The 16,368-nt window shown below is 47.9% G+C and carries 14 protein-coding genes and 1 pseudogene; 9 read left to right on the top strand and 6 right to left on the bottom strand.

Annotated elements, in window-relative coordinates:
• Positions 1–83: 83 nt before the first annotated feature.
• The 3 genes from K7H09_RS16740 to K7H09_RS16750 form a co-directional block, all read right to left on the bottom strand.
• Entirely contained in the window at positions 84–599 is a 516-nt protein-coding gene (locus K7H09_RS16740) for a hypothetical protein (protein WP_022523727.1), read from the bottom strand.
• 201 nt (positions 600–800) lie between these two features.
• Complete coding sequence (gene ccoM, locus K7H09_RS16745; RefSeq protein ID WP_022523728.1) at positions 801–956, bottom strand: cytochrome c oxidase subunit CcoM; 156 nt, start codon at positions 954–956, stop codon at positions 801–803.
• 108 nt (positions 957–1,064) lie between these two features.
• The gene (locus K7H09_RS16750; RefSeq protein ID WP_022523729.1) at positions 1,065–1,583 is read right to left on the bottom strand and encodes an FKBP-type peptidyl-prolyl cis-trans isomerase; all 519 of its coding nucleotides are present in this window, start codon (positions 1,581–1,583) and stop codon (positions 1,065–1,067) included.
• A 140-nt stretch (positions 1,584–1,723) separates the two neighbouring features.
• On the opposite strand from K7H09_RS16750, the gene K7H09_RS16755 reads away from it, so the two are divergent.
• Entirely contained in the window at positions 1,724–3,085 is a 1,362-nt protein-coding gene (locus K7H09_RS16755; RefSeq protein WP_009286498.1) for an AmpG family muropeptide MFS transporter, read from the top strand.
• Between the two features lie 19 nt (positions 3,086–3,104).
• Here the strand turns inward: K7H09_RS16755 and K7H09_RS16760 are convergent, their stop codons facing one another.
• Positions 3,105–4,922: an SEC-C domain-containing protein gene (locus K7H09_RS16760; protein WP_022523731.1), complete on the bottom strand. Its 1,818-nt coding sequence runs from the start codon at positions 4,920–4,922 to the stop codon at positions 3,105–3,107.
• 137 nt (positions 4,923–5,059) lie between these two features.
• A complete protein-coding gene (locus K7H09_RS16765; RefSeq protein ID WP_159176714.1) occupies positions 5,060–6,301 on the bottom strand; it encodes an ABC1 kinase family protein in 1,242 nt (413 codons plus the stop codon).
• A gap of 213 nt (positions 6,302–6,514) precedes the next feature.
• On the opposite strand from K7H09_RS16765, the pseudogene K7H09_RS16770 reads away from it, so the two are divergent.
• The 6 genes and pseudogenes from K7H09_RS16770 to K7H09_RS16795 all read left to right on the top strand — a co-directional run.
• Positions 6,515–6,829: pseudogene (locus tag K7H09_RS16770) on the top strand (toprim domain-containing protein); the annotation flags it as partial.
• An 81-nt stretch (positions 6,830–6,910) separates the two neighbouring features.
• Positions 6,911–8,242 (top strand): tyrosine-type recombinase/integrase, encoded by a 1,332-nt coding sequence (locus K7H09_RS24565; protein WP_230805236.1) that lies wholly within the window; start codon positions 6,911–6,913, stop codon positions 8,240–8,242.
• Positions 8,242–10,026 carry a hypothetical protein gene (locus tag K7H09_RS16780; protein WP_230805237.1) on the top strand — a complete coding sequence of 595 codons (1,785 nt, stop codon included), beginning with the start codon at positions 8,242–8,244 and terminating at the stop codon, positions 10,024–10,026. Before K7H09_RS24565 ends, K7H09_RS16780 begins: the two co-directional genes overlap by 1 nt.
• Positions 10,026–11,903, top strand: coding sequence for a hypothetical protein (locus K7H09_RS16785; protein ID WP_230805239.1), 1,878 nt, complete (start codon positions 10,026–10,028; stop codon positions 11,901–11,903). Before K7H09_RS16780 ends, K7H09_RS16785 begins: the two co-directional genes overlap by 1 nt.
• Positions 11,904–11,905: 2 nt before the next feature.
• Positions 11,906–12,382 carry a hypothetical protein gene (locus tag K7H09_RS16790; protein WP_230805241.1) on the top strand — a complete coding sequence of 159 codons (477 nt, stop codon included), beginning with the start codon at positions 11,906–11,908 and terminating at the stop codon, positions 12,380–12,382.
• Positions 12,379–14,289 (top strand): DNA topoisomerase III, encoded by a 1,911-nt coding sequence (locus K7H09_RS16795; RefSeq protein WP_230805243.1) that lies wholly within the window; start codon positions 12,379–12,381, stop codon positions 14,287–14,289. Before K7H09_RS16790 ends, K7H09_RS16795 begins: the two co-directional genes overlap by 4 nt.
• 95 nt (positions 14,290–14,384) lie before the next feature.
• Here the strand turns inward: K7H09_RS16795 and K7H09_RS16800 are convergent, their stop codons facing one another.
• Entirely contained in the window at positions 14,385–15,533 is a 1,149-nt protein-coding gene (locus K7H09_RS16800) for a hypothetical protein (RefSeq protein WP_230805245.1), read from the bottom strand.
• Between the two features lie 86 nt (positions 15,534–15,619).
• Here K7H09_RS16800 and K7H09_RS16805 point away from each other — a divergent pair, with 86 nt between their 5' ends.
• Positions 15,620–15,853 (top strand): helix-turn-helix domain-containing protein, encoded by a 234-nt coding sequence (locus K7H09_RS16805; protein ID WP_230805247.1) that lies wholly within the window; start codon positions 15,620–15,622, stop codon positions 15,851–15,853.
• A 271-nt stretch (positions 15,854–16,124) separates the two neighbouring features.
• Complete coding sequence (locus K7H09_RS16810) at positions 16,125–16,325, top strand: helix-turn-helix domain-containing protein (RefSeq protein ID WP_230805249.1); 201 nt, start codon at positions 16,125–16,127, stop codon at positions 16,323–16,325.
• Positions 16,326–16,368: the final 43 nt, after the last annotated feature.

Raw genomic sequence — 16,368 nt, forward strand, 5'->3', positions numbered from 1 at the left:
TGATAACCACGTAAAATAGCGGTGCTGGCGAGCTAAAGGCCGGGGACGAACTGTGGGCTGCGCGACGGGCCTAGTTTTGGATGTCACCACTTCGCCTCTATGCTACGAATCATCCAGATCCAGTCATTGAACTCACGCAGGTTTTCTACGTCGCGATCACCCTTGCCCTGATTATTGTAGTCACGCTCTACCAGCCGCACAGGGCCTCGCGTACGGATGGTGAGCGGATCGCCATCCTCAGAGCTAATCAGGTACCAGTTAGGGTCGTCCCACCCTTCTAAGGTAACCTCGTAGTCGTCCCAAGCGGTAAAGTGAAGCGCCGGGGGCACTTCGCCAAACTGTTCAATCAGAAAGGTGCGAAACTCGACGCCCTGCATCTCCACATCGCGCCCTTGATAGGGGTCATAGAGTGTAAACGTCGTATCAGACATGTCGTGCAAGTCACTTAAAGCGACCTTTTGAGTGACATCGCCGTTGATCATATTTACTGCCTGGGCAAAGGCAGTCGCGGGAAGTATTATGCCCACGACAATTAACGCGCACGCTAACCGATCACGTACACGACCCCACGGGCTGTGGTGTAAGGCAACTGCGTTCATGACAAAGCATCCTAGTGTAGTCATTGCTTCAATGGACTTTACCAGAGCACGCCTTGCATTGCTCATTAACGCACGCTATGCGATTGCAACTTTTCAGCACATTTCAGGCAAAAAAAAGCCAGCCCATGGTGGGCTGGCAACAGGAGGTTTACTGCGATAGCAAACCCCCTCCCCTGACAAGGTTTACACGAGGTGGGAAAGCTACTTTTTACGCTCATCTTTACGTAGATGATCACGAATCACGAAGCCCACCCACCCCAGCATAAAAACGATCACTAACGCGACGGTCACTAAGCCGAAAATAACTGTGTCATCCCAATACATGGTGAATCCCCCCGCCGTGATGTATGCGTTCATACTAGCCACTCAACGGCAGAAGAATGCTGACCTAGATCAAGTTACGGCAGGCGGGGGTAAGCGGTTAAACAGGAAATTGATACTGGTCAATTTTTGGGTGCTATTAACCTACAGCACCTTGCGGTCTTCGACTTTACTGTGTTCGGTACCTGGTGGTAACGGATGGCCTTTAGCTAATTCTGCACGGGTAGCTTCGCGTACGTCTAAAATGGTGACTTTATAGTTCAGCGTGCGCCCGGCCAGGGGGTGATTGGTATCGACGGTGACGCGGTCGCCATCGACTTTGAGTACCGTAACAATTTGCGGCCCGGCTTCGCCCTCAGTTTGAAAGCGGCTGCCCGGTTCCAACTCAGCGTTACCAAAAGAGCCACGGCTGACTTCTTGCACCAAATCTTCGTTACGCACACCGTAGGCATCCGCGGGCATTAGTTGAACGCTGAGCTCGGCACCAACGGTTTGACCTGCTAGTGCACTCTCCAACCCTGGCACGATATTGTCGTGGCCATGCAAATACTCTAGCGGCTTATTGCGCGCCTGGGAGTCATCCAATACCTGCTTGCTGCCATCGTTGAGCACGTCGCTGAGGACATAGTGCAAGGTAACTACCTGATGCGCCGTAATCGACATGGAAAACTCCTCTCCGGTAAGCTGTCGGTTTTGTGATAGAACTTCGCGATAGAACTTTGTGATAGCACTTTGCGATAAATACACTGCCTCAGTTTATCACTTGGCCGTTGCCAGCGTCTTTCCACCAGGAGTAGCGTTTAATGTTAAACCCCACCCCCCAGCGCACTTGGCTTGCTGCGCTGGCTATTTATTGTCGTGCCCCCGTTATTACCATGCTGTTTTTGGGGTTTTCTGCAGGCCTACCCTTTTTATTAGTGTTTTCAACACTCTCCGCCTGGCTGCGTAGCGACGGCGTGGAGGTAGCGGCAATTGGCTTTTTTGCCTGGATTGGCATGCTCTACTCGATCAAGTTTTTCTGGGCGCCGGTGGTAGACCGGTTAGCGCTCCCGATTTTGACCCGCGCCTTCGGCCAACGCCGCGGCTGGATGCTGTTAGCCCAGGGGTTGATCGTTGCGGGGTTAGTGGGGCTGGCCGGTTTGAGCCCGGTGGGTAATCTCGGCTGGGTGGCCCTCTTTGCACTGCTGGTGGCGTTTGGCTCAGCGACGCAGGATATCGCTATCGATGCCTATCGCATTGAGTCCGCCGATGACGATGTTCAGGCCGCCATGGCCTCGACCTATATTATTGGCTATCGCGGTGGCTTACTTGCCGCCGGTGCCGGCGCACTGTATATCGCGGCCTCTGCCTCTTGGGATGTGGCCTACATGAGCATGGCGGCGCTAATGGGCATTGGCGTTCTCACCGTGCTGCTGCGCCCTGAACCGAAGCGCGCTTCGCTTTCTATTCAACTTATCCATGAGCCTAAGGTACGGGCGTTTATTCGCGCCAGCCGCGGTAAGCCCAAACTGTTACGCCGCCTGGGTGCCTGGAGCATTGGTGCACTGGTCTGTCCGTTTACCGACTTTTTTCGCCGCTATGGAGTGAAAGCGCTGTGGATTTTGGTGTTTATTGCCGTATTTAGAATCAGCGATTTGGCCATGGCCTCCATGGCCAACCCGCTGTATATCGACCTGGGCTTCTCGCTGGCAGAGATTGCTAACGTGACCAATATATTCGGCATTGCGATGAGCATTACCGGTGGAATTCTAGGCGGGCTATGCGTGGCGCGCTACGGCATTGGCCCGCTGCTGATCTTCGGCGCGGGGTTGGTGATGGTAACTAACCTGCTGTTTGCCGTGCTTGCCGTGGTGGGTAATCAGTTGCCCATGCTGGTGGTGACGATTATCGGCGATAACCTTGCCAATGGCTTAGCCAGTGCGGTGTTTATCGCCTTTCTTTCCAGTCTCACATCACGCGCCTATACTGCAACGCAGTACGCGCTGTTCTCATCACTAATGACGCTGCCAGGAAAGTTTTTGAGCGGTTTTGGTGGGCTGGTCGTAACCTCTCAGGGCTACCCAAGCTTCTTTGTCATCGCAACGTTATTGGGCCTTCCCGCCATTATCTTGGCAATTTGGATCAGCCGAGACAAGCAGTTAGTACCTACCCCCAAGCCTGCTTAAGCAGGCTTGAAGGTTTAGGCTAGCGGTGTGCTTCGAGCCAGTCCAAGGCCCCTGGCGTAGTCCGCCACTGATCGCGCATCAAGGTGCGGTACTGCCACGCTTCCGCCCGGGAGCCGGGGTCAACTTGACCATCGGGGTGAGGCATGGAAGGCCGCGGGCTCTCTGCACAAATTAGCTCTAACGCGTAACGGTTATGGCCAAGCACATCGCCTAGCGCCGCTTCTGCCGCCTCACGCTGCTCTAACCGATAGAGTGCCAGGGCTTTACCCATCAAAAGCCCCAGTACCAGCGAGCCGTCGTCGTCACTCTCTTCCGCAAGTGCCAACGCTTCCTCGTTGCGATCATCGCGCAGCAGCTGGTCAAGTACCAGCTCGCGCAGGCCCAAGCTATCCTCCTGGTCGATCAGCAGTAGCTCCTCGGCGAGCTCCCTGGAGTGCTGTCGCGCCCCGCGCTCCATGCCAACCACCAACGCTAACCCCGTGCGTAGCAGCATGGCGTTGTTGGCATCGTCCCAGCAAAGGTTGCCGTCGCCTTCGGCGCGGGCTTGTTCCAACCACCTTGAGAGGCGCAGCGCCAATGGTTCCAGCAGGCTTGGGGCCATCCACGGCAGGCTGCCAAAGCGGCTGGTGAGCGCCAACGTTAAGTCTTGCACTACCTGTGGGGCGTCCAGCCACTCGGGATGTGCACAGAGTGCCGACATCCACTCAATGGCGTTGCCCCAGGGGTCATCTCGGAAGCCCAACGCTACGTCTTCATCCACCAACACCTGAAACTGCTCATGCCAAGCGGCAAACAGAGTCTCTTCACGAGCACTGGTGTTATATAGCAATCGCCCACTTTCAGGGTCGGCGCTTACATCGATTTTGGGGGCAGTGGGCAGCGCGGCCAGCAATGCCTGAAGCGCTACCAGCGGCGTTGCCAGATCCTCTTCCGCACTCAGCAACTGATCGGCAAGCGTCGCACCGGGGTTATCCGCCAACGCGGCTAAAAAATCCAGCTGATCTTCATCCAGGTCACCCTGGCGAACCAGGCGACGATACCAGAAATTGGCGCGCTCTTTGGCTTCCTGTTCGTGCCCTTCATGCAGCAACAGCATGGCTTCGATGTAGGCCAAGGTAGGCGAATCGGGCAGCGCCTGCTGAGCCTTCACAAAGGCACCGCGGGCACTATCCAGGTCATCGTTATCCAAGTGCATCAGGCATAAACGCTCAAGAGCCACGCCGCGCAAAAACAGCGGCCCCCGCTCCATCACATCATCAAGTAGGTCAGCACGTTTACGGCTAAAACCGCGCTCTTGATAAATATCCAGCAGGATTTCAAAGGCAGGCTCGGCCTGCTCAGGCAGCCGTGACCAGTCACTACCATCGAAGAGTGATTCAAGGATTTGCATAGCGCGGCCCGTCTGACCGCTTTCAGCAGCAATCAACCCGGCTTCCAGTAGCGCTTGAGCCGGAGCCTGTCGGCTATCCAACGCGGCTTTCAGGGTCGCGCCCTTCCATTCGCGCAGCGAGAGCATCCACATCATCTGATCGGGGATCTCAGTGGGAAACTCGATCTGATAGCAACACTGCTTGAATTTGCGCCCTGAGTCACACCAGCACGGTTCATTACGCCCCGGCGTGGCGAGGGGCTCACAGGCAAAGTCGAGCCGCTCTAGCGGTGTTTGCGACCACAGCACTGGTGCCAGCGCTTGGGCCATGGACACATCGCCTTCAAATGAATCCGCGCCTTTGGCACGCACCCAGGTCATAAAATCCGGATAGTGTTCTTGTTGCCTGATTGCCGAGAGTGCCCCGGAGGCGAATCCCAGCAGCTGATCGACCCATACCGCCAGCATTGCCGTCTCCATGTTGTGACAGGATAGCTTGTTAAACGATGTCGTGTTCAACGATATCGAATTAAACAATGACCTGTTTAAAAGCGGCATAGTTTAGCATGAAGGCCGACATGGTCGCAGTGGCAATCGGTTGATCATTAATAGGCTCGATGTAATAGCGGAAGCGTGCGCTCGTGCATATTCAGTCGCGCGCCCAAACGCACTAAATTCCAATAGTGACCGTTCAGCGCCCGGGAAAGCAGCAGCGTTTCTGCGGGAGGCTGTAGGCGATCCATCGCCGCCCACACTTTAGGAGTTAGCTCGCGCAGGCGACGGTGCACCCGCACATCGCTGAAATCCTGCTCGCCCGGCTCAAACAGTGGCGCGATACATTCAGCGGATTCACGATAGAGCGCCAGCGGCGCGCCCTGCCCCTGGCGGCCACCCATTTGCATCAAGGCTTCGTCCATCCCCATGGGGTCATGCTTCAAGGTGGCATCCAACAGTTGCATCATCGCCTTTATGCGCGCATCGGGGACCGCAATTACCGCGCCCAAATCGTAAATCACCAGCCGCCCTTGGGCATCGGCTGCGAAATTACCCGCATGGGGGTCGGCATGTAGTTCGCCGTAGGTAAACAGCTCTTGGGTAATCCAGTCTGCTAATGTCTCGGCAATGCCCTGGCGCGTCTCGTCATCTGCCTCGGCTAATTCGCGCAATGGCGCTCCTTCCACGTAGCGCATCGCCAGCACATGAGGGCCGGAGAGCGCTGGCAAAGGCTCGGGAATCACTAGCCGTGGATCATCCTTATAGCGCTCACGGTAACGGGCCAACGCAGCAGCTTCGGCGTGATAATCCAGTTCCCCACGCAGGCTTTCAGCAAGCTCTTCAAATAGGGCATCCAAACGCGCCTGGGGTACTTTGAACCAGCGGCCTAAACGCATAATGCGTCGCACCTGGATTAAATCGCTCTCCAAAACATCAGCAAGGCCGGGGTACTGCACCTTAAGCACGACCGTTTCGCCCTCATGAGTGGTCGCGCGGTGAACCTGCCCCATGGAGGCGCTGGCAAAGGGGCGCTCCTCGACTTCGCTGAAATAGTGGTCAATGTCGCCGTACTGCTGAACCAGCGCTTCATGAATACGTGGCCAGGGCATCGGTTCGGCCTGGCGCTGCAGGCGGGCAAGCTCCTCGGCAAGATCGGGCGGTAGCAGATCGTCCCACTGGGACATAATTTGGGCAAGCTTCATGGCCGGGCCTTTAAGCTCTGAAAGCCCCTCAAACAGCGCTTCGCCCAGGGCTCGCCAATCCGCTTGGCCACCTAAACGGGTTTTCAGCAGCGCTCCACCAGTGCGTGCACCCAACCCCATTAAACGTCGTGTTCTACCTCGATCACGCATTGATGATGCCCCTTAAATACCAGCCCTGACCATCAAATAGATTGCTATCAAACAGATTGCTAGCCAACAAAACTATTTGTACATAATTTATACAACTTAACAGTATCAGCAATTTATCGCATCACTACATTGACCTGCCCCCTCTGGCGCCAATGCTGGCCAGCGTCTGCTACCATAGGCGCCATCAAAGGATACGATGAAGGCTTCGCTGCTATGCGCCTGATAATTGCCGAAAAACCCAGCCTCGCCCAAGCCATTGCCGAGGCGTTACCGGGCACTAGCAAACGCCAGGAGGGCGCGGTGCTATGTGGCGACACCACGGTCACTTGGTGCCTAGGGCACTTATTAGAGCAAGCGCCACCGGAAGCCTATGACCCCGCTGACAAGCAGTGGCGGCTGGATCGGCTCCCTATCGTGCCGCAGCAGTGGAAGCTGATGCCACGCCCCAAGGCGCGTGGGCAGCTCGCGGTGATTCGCAAGCTGATCAAACAAGCCACCGATGTGGTTCACGCGGGTGACCCTGACCGCGCACTGTTACGATTTTTCTATTGAAAGCGATTGTTACGTTTACAATCTATGAAATCGTGAAATTACGGCATGGAGGCTTGCGTGGGCATAGTGCTATGGGAAATTCCTGACTTTGTTGTAGATCAGCCAATTAAACGAGAGATTAATAGGTCCACCGGAGAGCTATCAATATGCTTTGAAGGATCTGGCAATTCTCTAGGCAAACTTCCTCTCTTATACAAGGAAGACGGTAGCAGCATTAGAGTCGCGAATATTTGGCTAATCCATTTAAAAGCCAATTTGCGTAAGAAAGCGGTTAACACTCAAGCACAAGCATTGCTCCACTACTTTACCTTCCTTGAAGATATAGGCATTGCTTGGGACTCTATGCCTGCCGCCCTTAGAAAAAGACCTACCTATGGGTTTAAGAAGCATTTGCGTGAAGCATATAAAAACGGAAATATAGCTAGATCAACTGCCAGCAGCTATATGAGTATAGTGATCAAGTTTTATAAATTCTATCTAGCTAGAAATCATCCATTTGAGCACCCGCCGTTTAAGTATGAGATAGTCAAAGTCAGTACGAGTGGCTCACATGAGCACATGAGAAATAAGTTGATTCATGTCGACACCACTGATCTAAGATTAAAGCTACCAAATGATACGAGCTATTATGGCCTATCACGCAAACTGCTTCCAATAAATGATCAGGAATGGCGCGTCGCACAAAAATACTACAAGGAGCTTCAAACTGGAGTTTCTAATAGAAGCAATAATACAAAGACCGTTGCACTATCGCAGGAGTTCCAAATTGCAATCGAGCTAAGTCGGTACTGTGGATTGAGAAGATCAGAAATCATAAGCATTCGGATAAACGCAATCTACAAGCCCAACTCAGAACAACTGGCAAAGAAATACCTAATCAACGCCGATGGTTTAAACCTTGACCAAAGGCGAGGCGTGACTACTAAAAATGGTACGGTAAGGATAGCTGAAATTACTTCTGAATTGATGCAGCGAATCTACGAGTACACAAACTCAGCCCGATACATACAGCGCAGAAAGCTATATGAGGAAAGTAATACTGAAGACAAGTATTGCCCCCCACTGCTTTTAAACCAACTAGGCAAACCATATTCACCTAAAAGCATTGATGCACGATGGGGTGAGCTAAGAAATGCTATTAAAAGCGAGCTTCCAAATTTTAGCCATAAGTTTCATAATTTACGCTCGACCTATGCTGTTGAAAGATTAAAAGAATTATTGAATTCAGGAATAAAAGAAGGGAAAGCCCTCGACTATCTTCAGTCTGTGATGGGGCACAAAAGCAGATCCGCATTACTGGGCTATCTCAAGCTTTCAGAGGAGGTAGTTACAGCTAATGAAATTCATGAAATAGCTATAGACATTATTCTTGAGAGCGGTGAACATTAATGGCTTTTTTAAAAGAAAGCAAAAGAAAAACATCGACAGCACAAAAAACAAATTTTGAAAATGTAGTCAGCATAAACTTAAAGGATAGGTTTATCACTGATGGGCACGGCACCGCCAATTTTGAGCGCCTTCTTTATAAAGGGTGTCCAATTCTTTCAATGGAAGAAAAACGTACAAACAAGCCTAAGACTCAGGCTGACCTTGTCGATGCCAATCGCAGAGAACTGGCAATAAAAATCTGTAATGCAATCCACGCTATGGATAAAACTGATAGAACAAAGATTAATATATTTCGAGAGACCGTATCATTTATTAGACAAATGGACGCGAAAGGAATTAACGACACTTTTTGCCATGACTCCGTATCCATGTACGTTAATGAGCTAGCAAAACTATATGAAAAAGGTATAAAAGGGAAAAGCTTATCTTCTCGCCAGAACTCTATTAAATCATTACTAAAAGAGCTAGATATTGAGCTATACGACCAATGTAACAATATATTCATAGCTTTCCCATCAGACAGTGAGCCTACAAAGCCATACACAGATGATGAGGTTAAGAAAATAGTATTAGCTCTTTACACCATATTTGACGATTACGCAAAGCATATCGACAACGACACTGCACCGCTAATCTTCCCACTCTATAATGCAAAAAATAAAGATGGTACTTTTAAATTTGAGAGCAACGGAATTTCTATAAGATATACAACTTCTAATAACAGTGACAGCACATGGAAAACCGATCTAGTTAGAGTTGCATATTTCATCACCTGCTTACACACTGGGGCAAACTCCAACCCTCTCCTGGGATTAAAAATATCAGATATAGATGAAGAGCCTTTTCAAGACATTAATCGCAGATCCTATAAGCTTAGGACGATTAAAGGAAGACAATCAGGAAGAATAAACGAAATAGAAGCCGGCTTTACGAAAAAAGGGAAAAATTTTTTTAATAAGTGGCTTAAAATTAGTAAAAAGCTAAACTCTCATAGTGATGGTTATATATTTCCAAATTTTTCTCACAATAAGCTATCAAAAATGACCACTAGCAACGCTAGTAGAATAAACAAATACATCATTAACTTTGGCATTCCTGCCTTTAGTAGCCAGCGATTTAGAAAGACCAAGGCCTCTCTTATCATGAGAGCGACTGAAAGCCTATTTATGGTTGCTCAAGGTTTAAACAATTCTGTAGCAACCGCATCTAAGCATTATGCTAATGGAGATCCAGTAACTACTGAGCTTTCACTAGCCTCAGCACTATATATACGTGAGCAAACGGCACTAGGGGTACCATTAGATAACGCAATAAAAGAAAGTGCGTTTATTTTCAATGATCCAATCAAAGAAAGCGGCGCAAACACTAAGTACAAAAAGTTATCAAATGGTTTAAGATGTGGCGGTGCCTTTGGAGAAAAATCAATTAAGACGAAAAATGCATTAATTAAAGAAGGAATTGCAAAAGAATCTGATCTTGTTGCTTGCCATAAGTTTTTAGAGTGCTTTGGTTGCATGCATCATGCCGTGGTAGCAGAAGTAGAAGATATATGGTTATTACTATCATTCAGTGATGTTATTTTAGAGTCTCTTTCGACGCCATCTATCAATTCAAAGCCAACAAACCTGCTGCATAAAGTTCATAGTACCGTTCAGGTTATCATTGAGCGAATAAGGTCTGAACATGAGGCTGCTTACTCTGAGGCTTATCAGAAATACTTAGATACTCCACACCCACTTTGGAAAGATGCAAACGATATAAAATTAATGCTGGAAATCTACTAATGAACGAATTAACAAATACTAAAAACTTAAAATCAATAGAGCCTATTCAAGATATTGTTATTTCTTATGATTCTAACGGACAACCTTATAGTTACTACTCCTCAGAAAAATGGATCTTGTGGTCGCTTAACTTCGATGTTTCTTTTTCCAGACTGTCAGGAGAATTCAAAAAAGCCACCAAACATCTTATATATAAAGTTATAACAAACAAAACCCTCAAATCTAAAAAAAGTGCTACTAAAAACATCATTGAAGGGGCAGTTATTTTTGAAAAATGTATAACAGCATGTAATGGCTATTCATATGAATTCATTGACGAAGACAAAAACTATCGAAAAGTTATAGATCAAGCAAAGAACAGAAAACTAAAATATAAAACATGGAAAAATAATTTAATTTTCATTTCTCATCTATATGCTGAAAAATTAATAAGCCGAAATATAGGCAGCGCTGATAACTTAGCAAGATATTTATCAAGTAGTGGTGATAATATTTCTCAGGCAATATGTTTGCCAGAGCGTATCGCCACCATTTACTATAGAGAGTCTCTAAACTTAGTTGAAGTGTGTTATCCCTATAGGCATGAAATATCTTCTGCTTACGCCGACTTCATTACTGAGTATGAAAGACTAAAAGGTCGATATACTTCAAACATAACACCCAGAAAACATGCGCTCAAAAAAATAAATTTTGATCCGTCAGCTATAGATATTGAATTTGATTACAGTGGTCATTGGCTCTCAAAACTAAGGGGAGCCTGCTATATTGTTATCGCTGCATTTACGGGCTGTAGAGACGGTGAAATAAAATCATTTAACTTAGAATCATATCAAGAAAAAAAATACGCAGGTATGACAGTGTCTGTGCTTAATGGAGTACATACTAAACCTAACCTTGGTGGTGTCGAAAGACCAACTTCATGGGTAACCATACCTGCAGTTAAAAAAGCTATTGAATTACTATGGAATGCTTTTAGTTTTGCACGCGAAGGATGGAAAAATCAGGCGTCGGATCTAAATCACGTAGATGAGCGTAAGAAATTTCTAAAAGATGTGGATAGTTTATTTGTTACACTGCCATACTCAACCGCAAAGAAGCCTAATGCTGGAAGACAGTCAATATTTCATTCGCTTAATTCCTTCATACGCTCACTAGATTGTATTGCAACAAAAGATGACGTTTATGAATTTAATACTTTAAACCCATCCAGGAAAGGCGACCTTAAAATTGGTGAGAGACTGCATATTCACCCTCATGCTTTCCGTCGCACATTTGCTGTTTACTTAGTACGCAACAAACTTTCATCTTTACTAGATATTAAATATCAATTTAAGCATATGAATATAGCGATGACTTCCTGGTATTCAAACCAAGCTAACATTGCTTCTTATCTTGACATGATGATTGACAACGAGCTTCAAAACGAAATAGCAGGTGAAAACAAAAATTATATGACTGATATTTTCTATCACCTTTACAATGAAGCTGAAACGTTAGCAGGCCCAGAAGGGAAGAGGATTAAAAATCTTCGTACAGAAGGAGATGCAACAATCTATCTAAGCAAGGAAGAAATACGCAATCAAGTTGAGGAAGGACGCCTATCTATCATTGAGCACCCCGGTGGATATTGCACGAATCCAGATTGTGATAGAATTTGTGATATGACCGTTTGTCAATATAAGGTGGTTACGGTTGAAAAAGCTAAGTCATTGGTTACTGTAAGAGATAAATTAATTATAAAATATAATGAAATTTATTCGAGCGGTATAGATATACCCAACATAATGTCAAAAATATATTATGAGATTCGATCTATTGAGAAAGTTCTTTCAGAACACAACCTCGATTTTGTAGCATTTATCAAAGAGGAATTTTAAACGTGGGCATCCAAAACACACCTTCTGAGCGGGGTGAAATAACCAAGCAAAGGCTTGAAGATGCTCTTCAGCGCTTAATCGATGGCAATCCTGAAAGAACTCCCAATGACGGAAAATTGAATTTAAGTCGAATAAACAAGGAAGCTGGCTTGAGTTCAGGGGGAGTTTACTATTACAGCGATTTTGTTGAAAAGGCTCGCAAAGAAATAGATAGATTTAAAACTAAAAAGGCAAGTCCTACTTATAAAGCAGGAAAAATATCTGTAGATAGACTTAGAGCGCAAAGAGACAAAGAACGTGAGCTTAAAGAACGTTACAGGTCACAACGAGACGATATCAAAAAATTCTGTGACCAAGTTATTGCACGAAATGCCAATTTAGAGTTCTCCCTATACGAGGCACTTGAGGAAATAGAAGCCCTTCAGGCTGAGCTGAACAAAGTGAAAGTCGTTGGATTTGAGCGAGGTAAACAGAGTTGATTCTATACATTGCCGAAAAGCCGAGTGTCGGACGCGCAGTTGCAGATGTGCTTCCCAAACCCCACCAGAAAGGTGATGGGTTTATCAGGGTGGCTAATGGTGATGTTGTAACCTGGTGTATTGGTCACTTATTGGAGCAGGCTGAGCCAGATGCTTATGACCCTGAGTACAAAAAGTGGAAAAAAGAGCACCTGCCAATTATCCCGGTCGAGTGGAAACATCAAGTCAAAAGCCAAACACGCTCACAGTTTAATGCTGTCAAAAAACTTATCAAAGAAGCTGACCAATTGGTCAACATGGGTGACCCTGATCGCGTCGGTCAGATCCTGGTCGATGAAGTAATCAATTATTCAGGTGTGAATAAGGCAAAACGCGAAGCCACATTACGCTGTCTCGTGAATGATATGAATCCTGCCGCTATCCAGAAGGCGTTGAAAGATCTTCACAAGAATACTGACTTCATACCGTTAGCCACATCAGCCCTGGCAAGGGCAAGAGCCGATTGGCTCTATGGTATCAATATGACTCGCCTTTGCACACTTCTTGGCCAAAGCGCTGGGTACAACGGTGTTTTGTCGATTGGCCGAGTGCAGACGCCTGTATTGGGATTGGTCGTTCACCGAGACCAAGAAATCGAAAACTTTATAACCAAGCCATTTTATGAGGTCTTCATAACGCTTCAGACAGTGGCGGGTGAGTCTTTTACAGCAAAATGGAAGCCGAGTACTGCTTGTGAGCCTTACATGGACGAGGAAGGCCGTGTGCTTTCACGAAAGCTTGCCGAAGTCGTTCTTCAAAAGGTAGTCGGACATGCAGGCAACGTCATCGCAGTCAAACGTGACAAGAAAAAACAACCTGCCCCCCTGCCCTATAGTCTTTCATCACTGCAAATTGATGCATCAAAGCGTTTCAATCTAAACGCCCAGAAGACTCTGGACATATGCCAACAGTTATATGAACGACATAAGCTGATCACCTACCCACGGTCAGACTGTCGGTATTTACCCAAAGGCCATTACACTGAACGTCAAACAGTGGCTCAATCGATAGCCAAAACATCAGCGGCGCTTTCTGATAGCGTTCAAAAGGCTGACTTCAACCTAAAGAGCAAGGCGTGGAACGATGCCAAAGTAGGCTCGCATCACGCAATTATACCAACATCCAGGGCAGTCCCAGCTGATCGCCTGTCTCAGGATGAGAAGAATATCTACGAGCTAGTTGCCCGCCAGTACTTGATGCAGTTCTATCCAGCATTTGAGTATGCAGAGCACCAAATCGACAGCGAGGTGGAAGGCGGATTGTTCATCGCCAAACAGAAGTCAGTTATTTCTAACGGCTGGAAGGCGCTGCTTCCACCTCAAGAGACCCCAAAGCAAGAAACTGAATTTTCGTCAGTGGCTCTTCCCAACGTTAAATCTGGTGATCCGGTTACTTGCATCGATGGCAAAATGGACGAGAAACAAACCAGCCCCCCGAAACGTTTCACAGATGCGACATTACTCTCCGCCATGACGGGAATAGCGAGGTACGTATCGGACCCTGAAATTAAAAAAGTGCTCAGGGATACGGACGGGCTCGGCACGGAAGCCACCCGTGCAGGGATCATCGAGTTATTGTTCAAACGGCAGTTTCTGACAAAGAAAGGTAAGGAGATCCACTCGACAGAGGCAGGAAAGCACCTTGTTAACAGTCTGCCTAAAAGAATGGTTGTTCCTGATATGACCGCACATTGGGAGTCTCAGCTTGAAGCCATCAGCGAGAAACGGATGCGATACGGGCAGTTTATGCAGCCCCTCACTGATGGCCTGAAAGCGCTAATAGCTGAAGTAGAAAGCGGTGATTTCTCGGCTCTACGTGGAATGGGCAAGAAGTCGATGCGAAAAAGAAAAACAGCTAGAAAAAAATAGCTCAGCACAGACCGCATACCGCGGTTGATTAAATGCTTATCTGGTTGGCGTCCTATGTGCAACACAAGGACGCCCGGAGCAATATTAATTCTTACTCAAACTCTCTGTTCGTAAAGGCCACTCTTTTCAAAAACGTCGGCTAAACGGTAATCAAATCCGCCGTCGTCAGTGCCCAGAATCATATTGAAGATGACACGACTCAGTGAGGACTGAGGAAGGTTATAGTTCCTACCAAATGGCTTCACTTCCCATTCATTGGCGAGAGCACGCTCCATACTCCGTGATATGTTCCCAACAACCGAGTTAGCTGCCTGCCGTTTGCTGATAGAGCTACGCATATAATAGGCAGCAGCGTCCTTGGCGGCCCGCCAAATGAAGTTATAGACCTGGGCTACGCTAAAATGCTCTAGGCACCTGCTGAGCATCTGGCGGCTTTTCTCCCCCGGCGACAAGTACAGCTGATGCTCTTCAAGCATAACCTTCAAGAAACCAATGCACTCGTTCAGTTGGGCTCCCTTGCATAGCGCATTAAATTCCGGCGATTGCTTGACGGTGTATGCGACTTCTTCATCAAAAAACTCATCGATTAGTGCAGTGACTTGGTCGGCATCAAAGGGAAGGTTAAATGCGCATGCTCCAAGGTCGATACTCAACTGGTCATCTTCATGAAGCTCGATCACCTCAAGACGTGTATCTAGGGAAATCAACAATAAGTTATGATCAATTAAATGCTGAAGAACCTTATGATCATAGGCAGAGTCGGGCGACAGAGTGCAAGCGGGATAATCGTTAAGTGGTACTATGGTAGCAAGTTCCTCATCGCCTAACGCCTGAATCGTCGCTAGCAGATAGACCTTGCTCGTCAGGTCTAGCGCTGCCAGGTCTGGTACGTTGTTTTTCGCCGACAGCCGCATTTTCAGAAGCAACTCTTGCTTTTCGTCAGCAATGGATTGTCGTTCGGCTTCCAAGCATGCACTACAGACCCGATCCCGAAGCCATCGGCGGTCTTGATACTGACTGCGAGTTCCAAAGCGGTATGGCTGTCTGCAACGACCACAGCAGATATCTTCCAGCCATACGAAAGCATGCTGTTCGACGAACTTACTGACCTCGTGTGTTTTCATTGAATACACGGTCGCAATCTCGCTAATTTTGAAGACAAATTCGCCGTCTTCAGACTGCCTCCAGTATTCCCCGCAGATACGCGCGCCCTGCTCATCATTAGTGATTATCTCCAACTTCATCCAGGCCGCTCCAAATGGGAATCATAGTCCGTGGAATTGTATCCAGTGCCCCGTGATAGTTCCATCCTTTGGGTGGAGCATGATAAATGCGGAACGAGAAGCTGGTGGCGTTCGGGCAGAGAGTCAGAGAAATTCGTAAAAGCAGAGGGCTATCCCAGGAAGGCATGGCTGCCCTGGCCGGGGTTGATCGCAGCTACATGGGCCACATAGAACGCGGTGAAAAGAACATTACTCTGACTAAGATCTACCAAATCAGTGACGCGCTCGGCATCGAGGTCGCTGACCTCTTTCCACGTAGCGAAGCCGCCAACCTATCCTGACCCCAACACTGTGTCAGCCATTCCATAAAGCCGTGCTAACAAACCATTAACTGAAAAATGTGACACTCCTTCTTTTTTTCATTCGGCCCCCTTTCCATTAATTGCCCAAAGGCCGACACAGCATTTGGCGCATTCCACTAGATAGTGAGCGACCCTATCAAGCCGAACATGCCTCACATAAATGTGAGTTCATCTAGCAAAATCTAAGCAGAAATGACCATATATGGTAGGCTTGAAAATTAATTTGGCGAAGTAGCCTGAGGACACAGCCATGATCCGCTGCCATCTCGCCCGCATGATGGGCGAACACAAGATGCGTATTGCCGACGTCGCTCGAGAAACCGGGCTAAGTCGCGCTACGGTGACCTTGCTCTATAAAGAGACGGCGCAGAAAGTGGATCTGGAAGCGCTCGATAAATTGTGTGAATTCTTCGATTGCCAGCTGGGTGATCTTTTCGAGCGACTTCCTTGAAGTATGCCAGGCAGCACTGCTCGATAAACGAAATGGAGTTTCT

The sequence above is a fragment of the Halomonas sp. IOP_14 genome (genome assembly GCF_021021315.1).
Lineage (GTDB): Bacteria > Pseudomonadota > Gammaproteobacteria > Pseudomonadales > Halomonadaceae > Vreelandella > Vreelandella titanicae.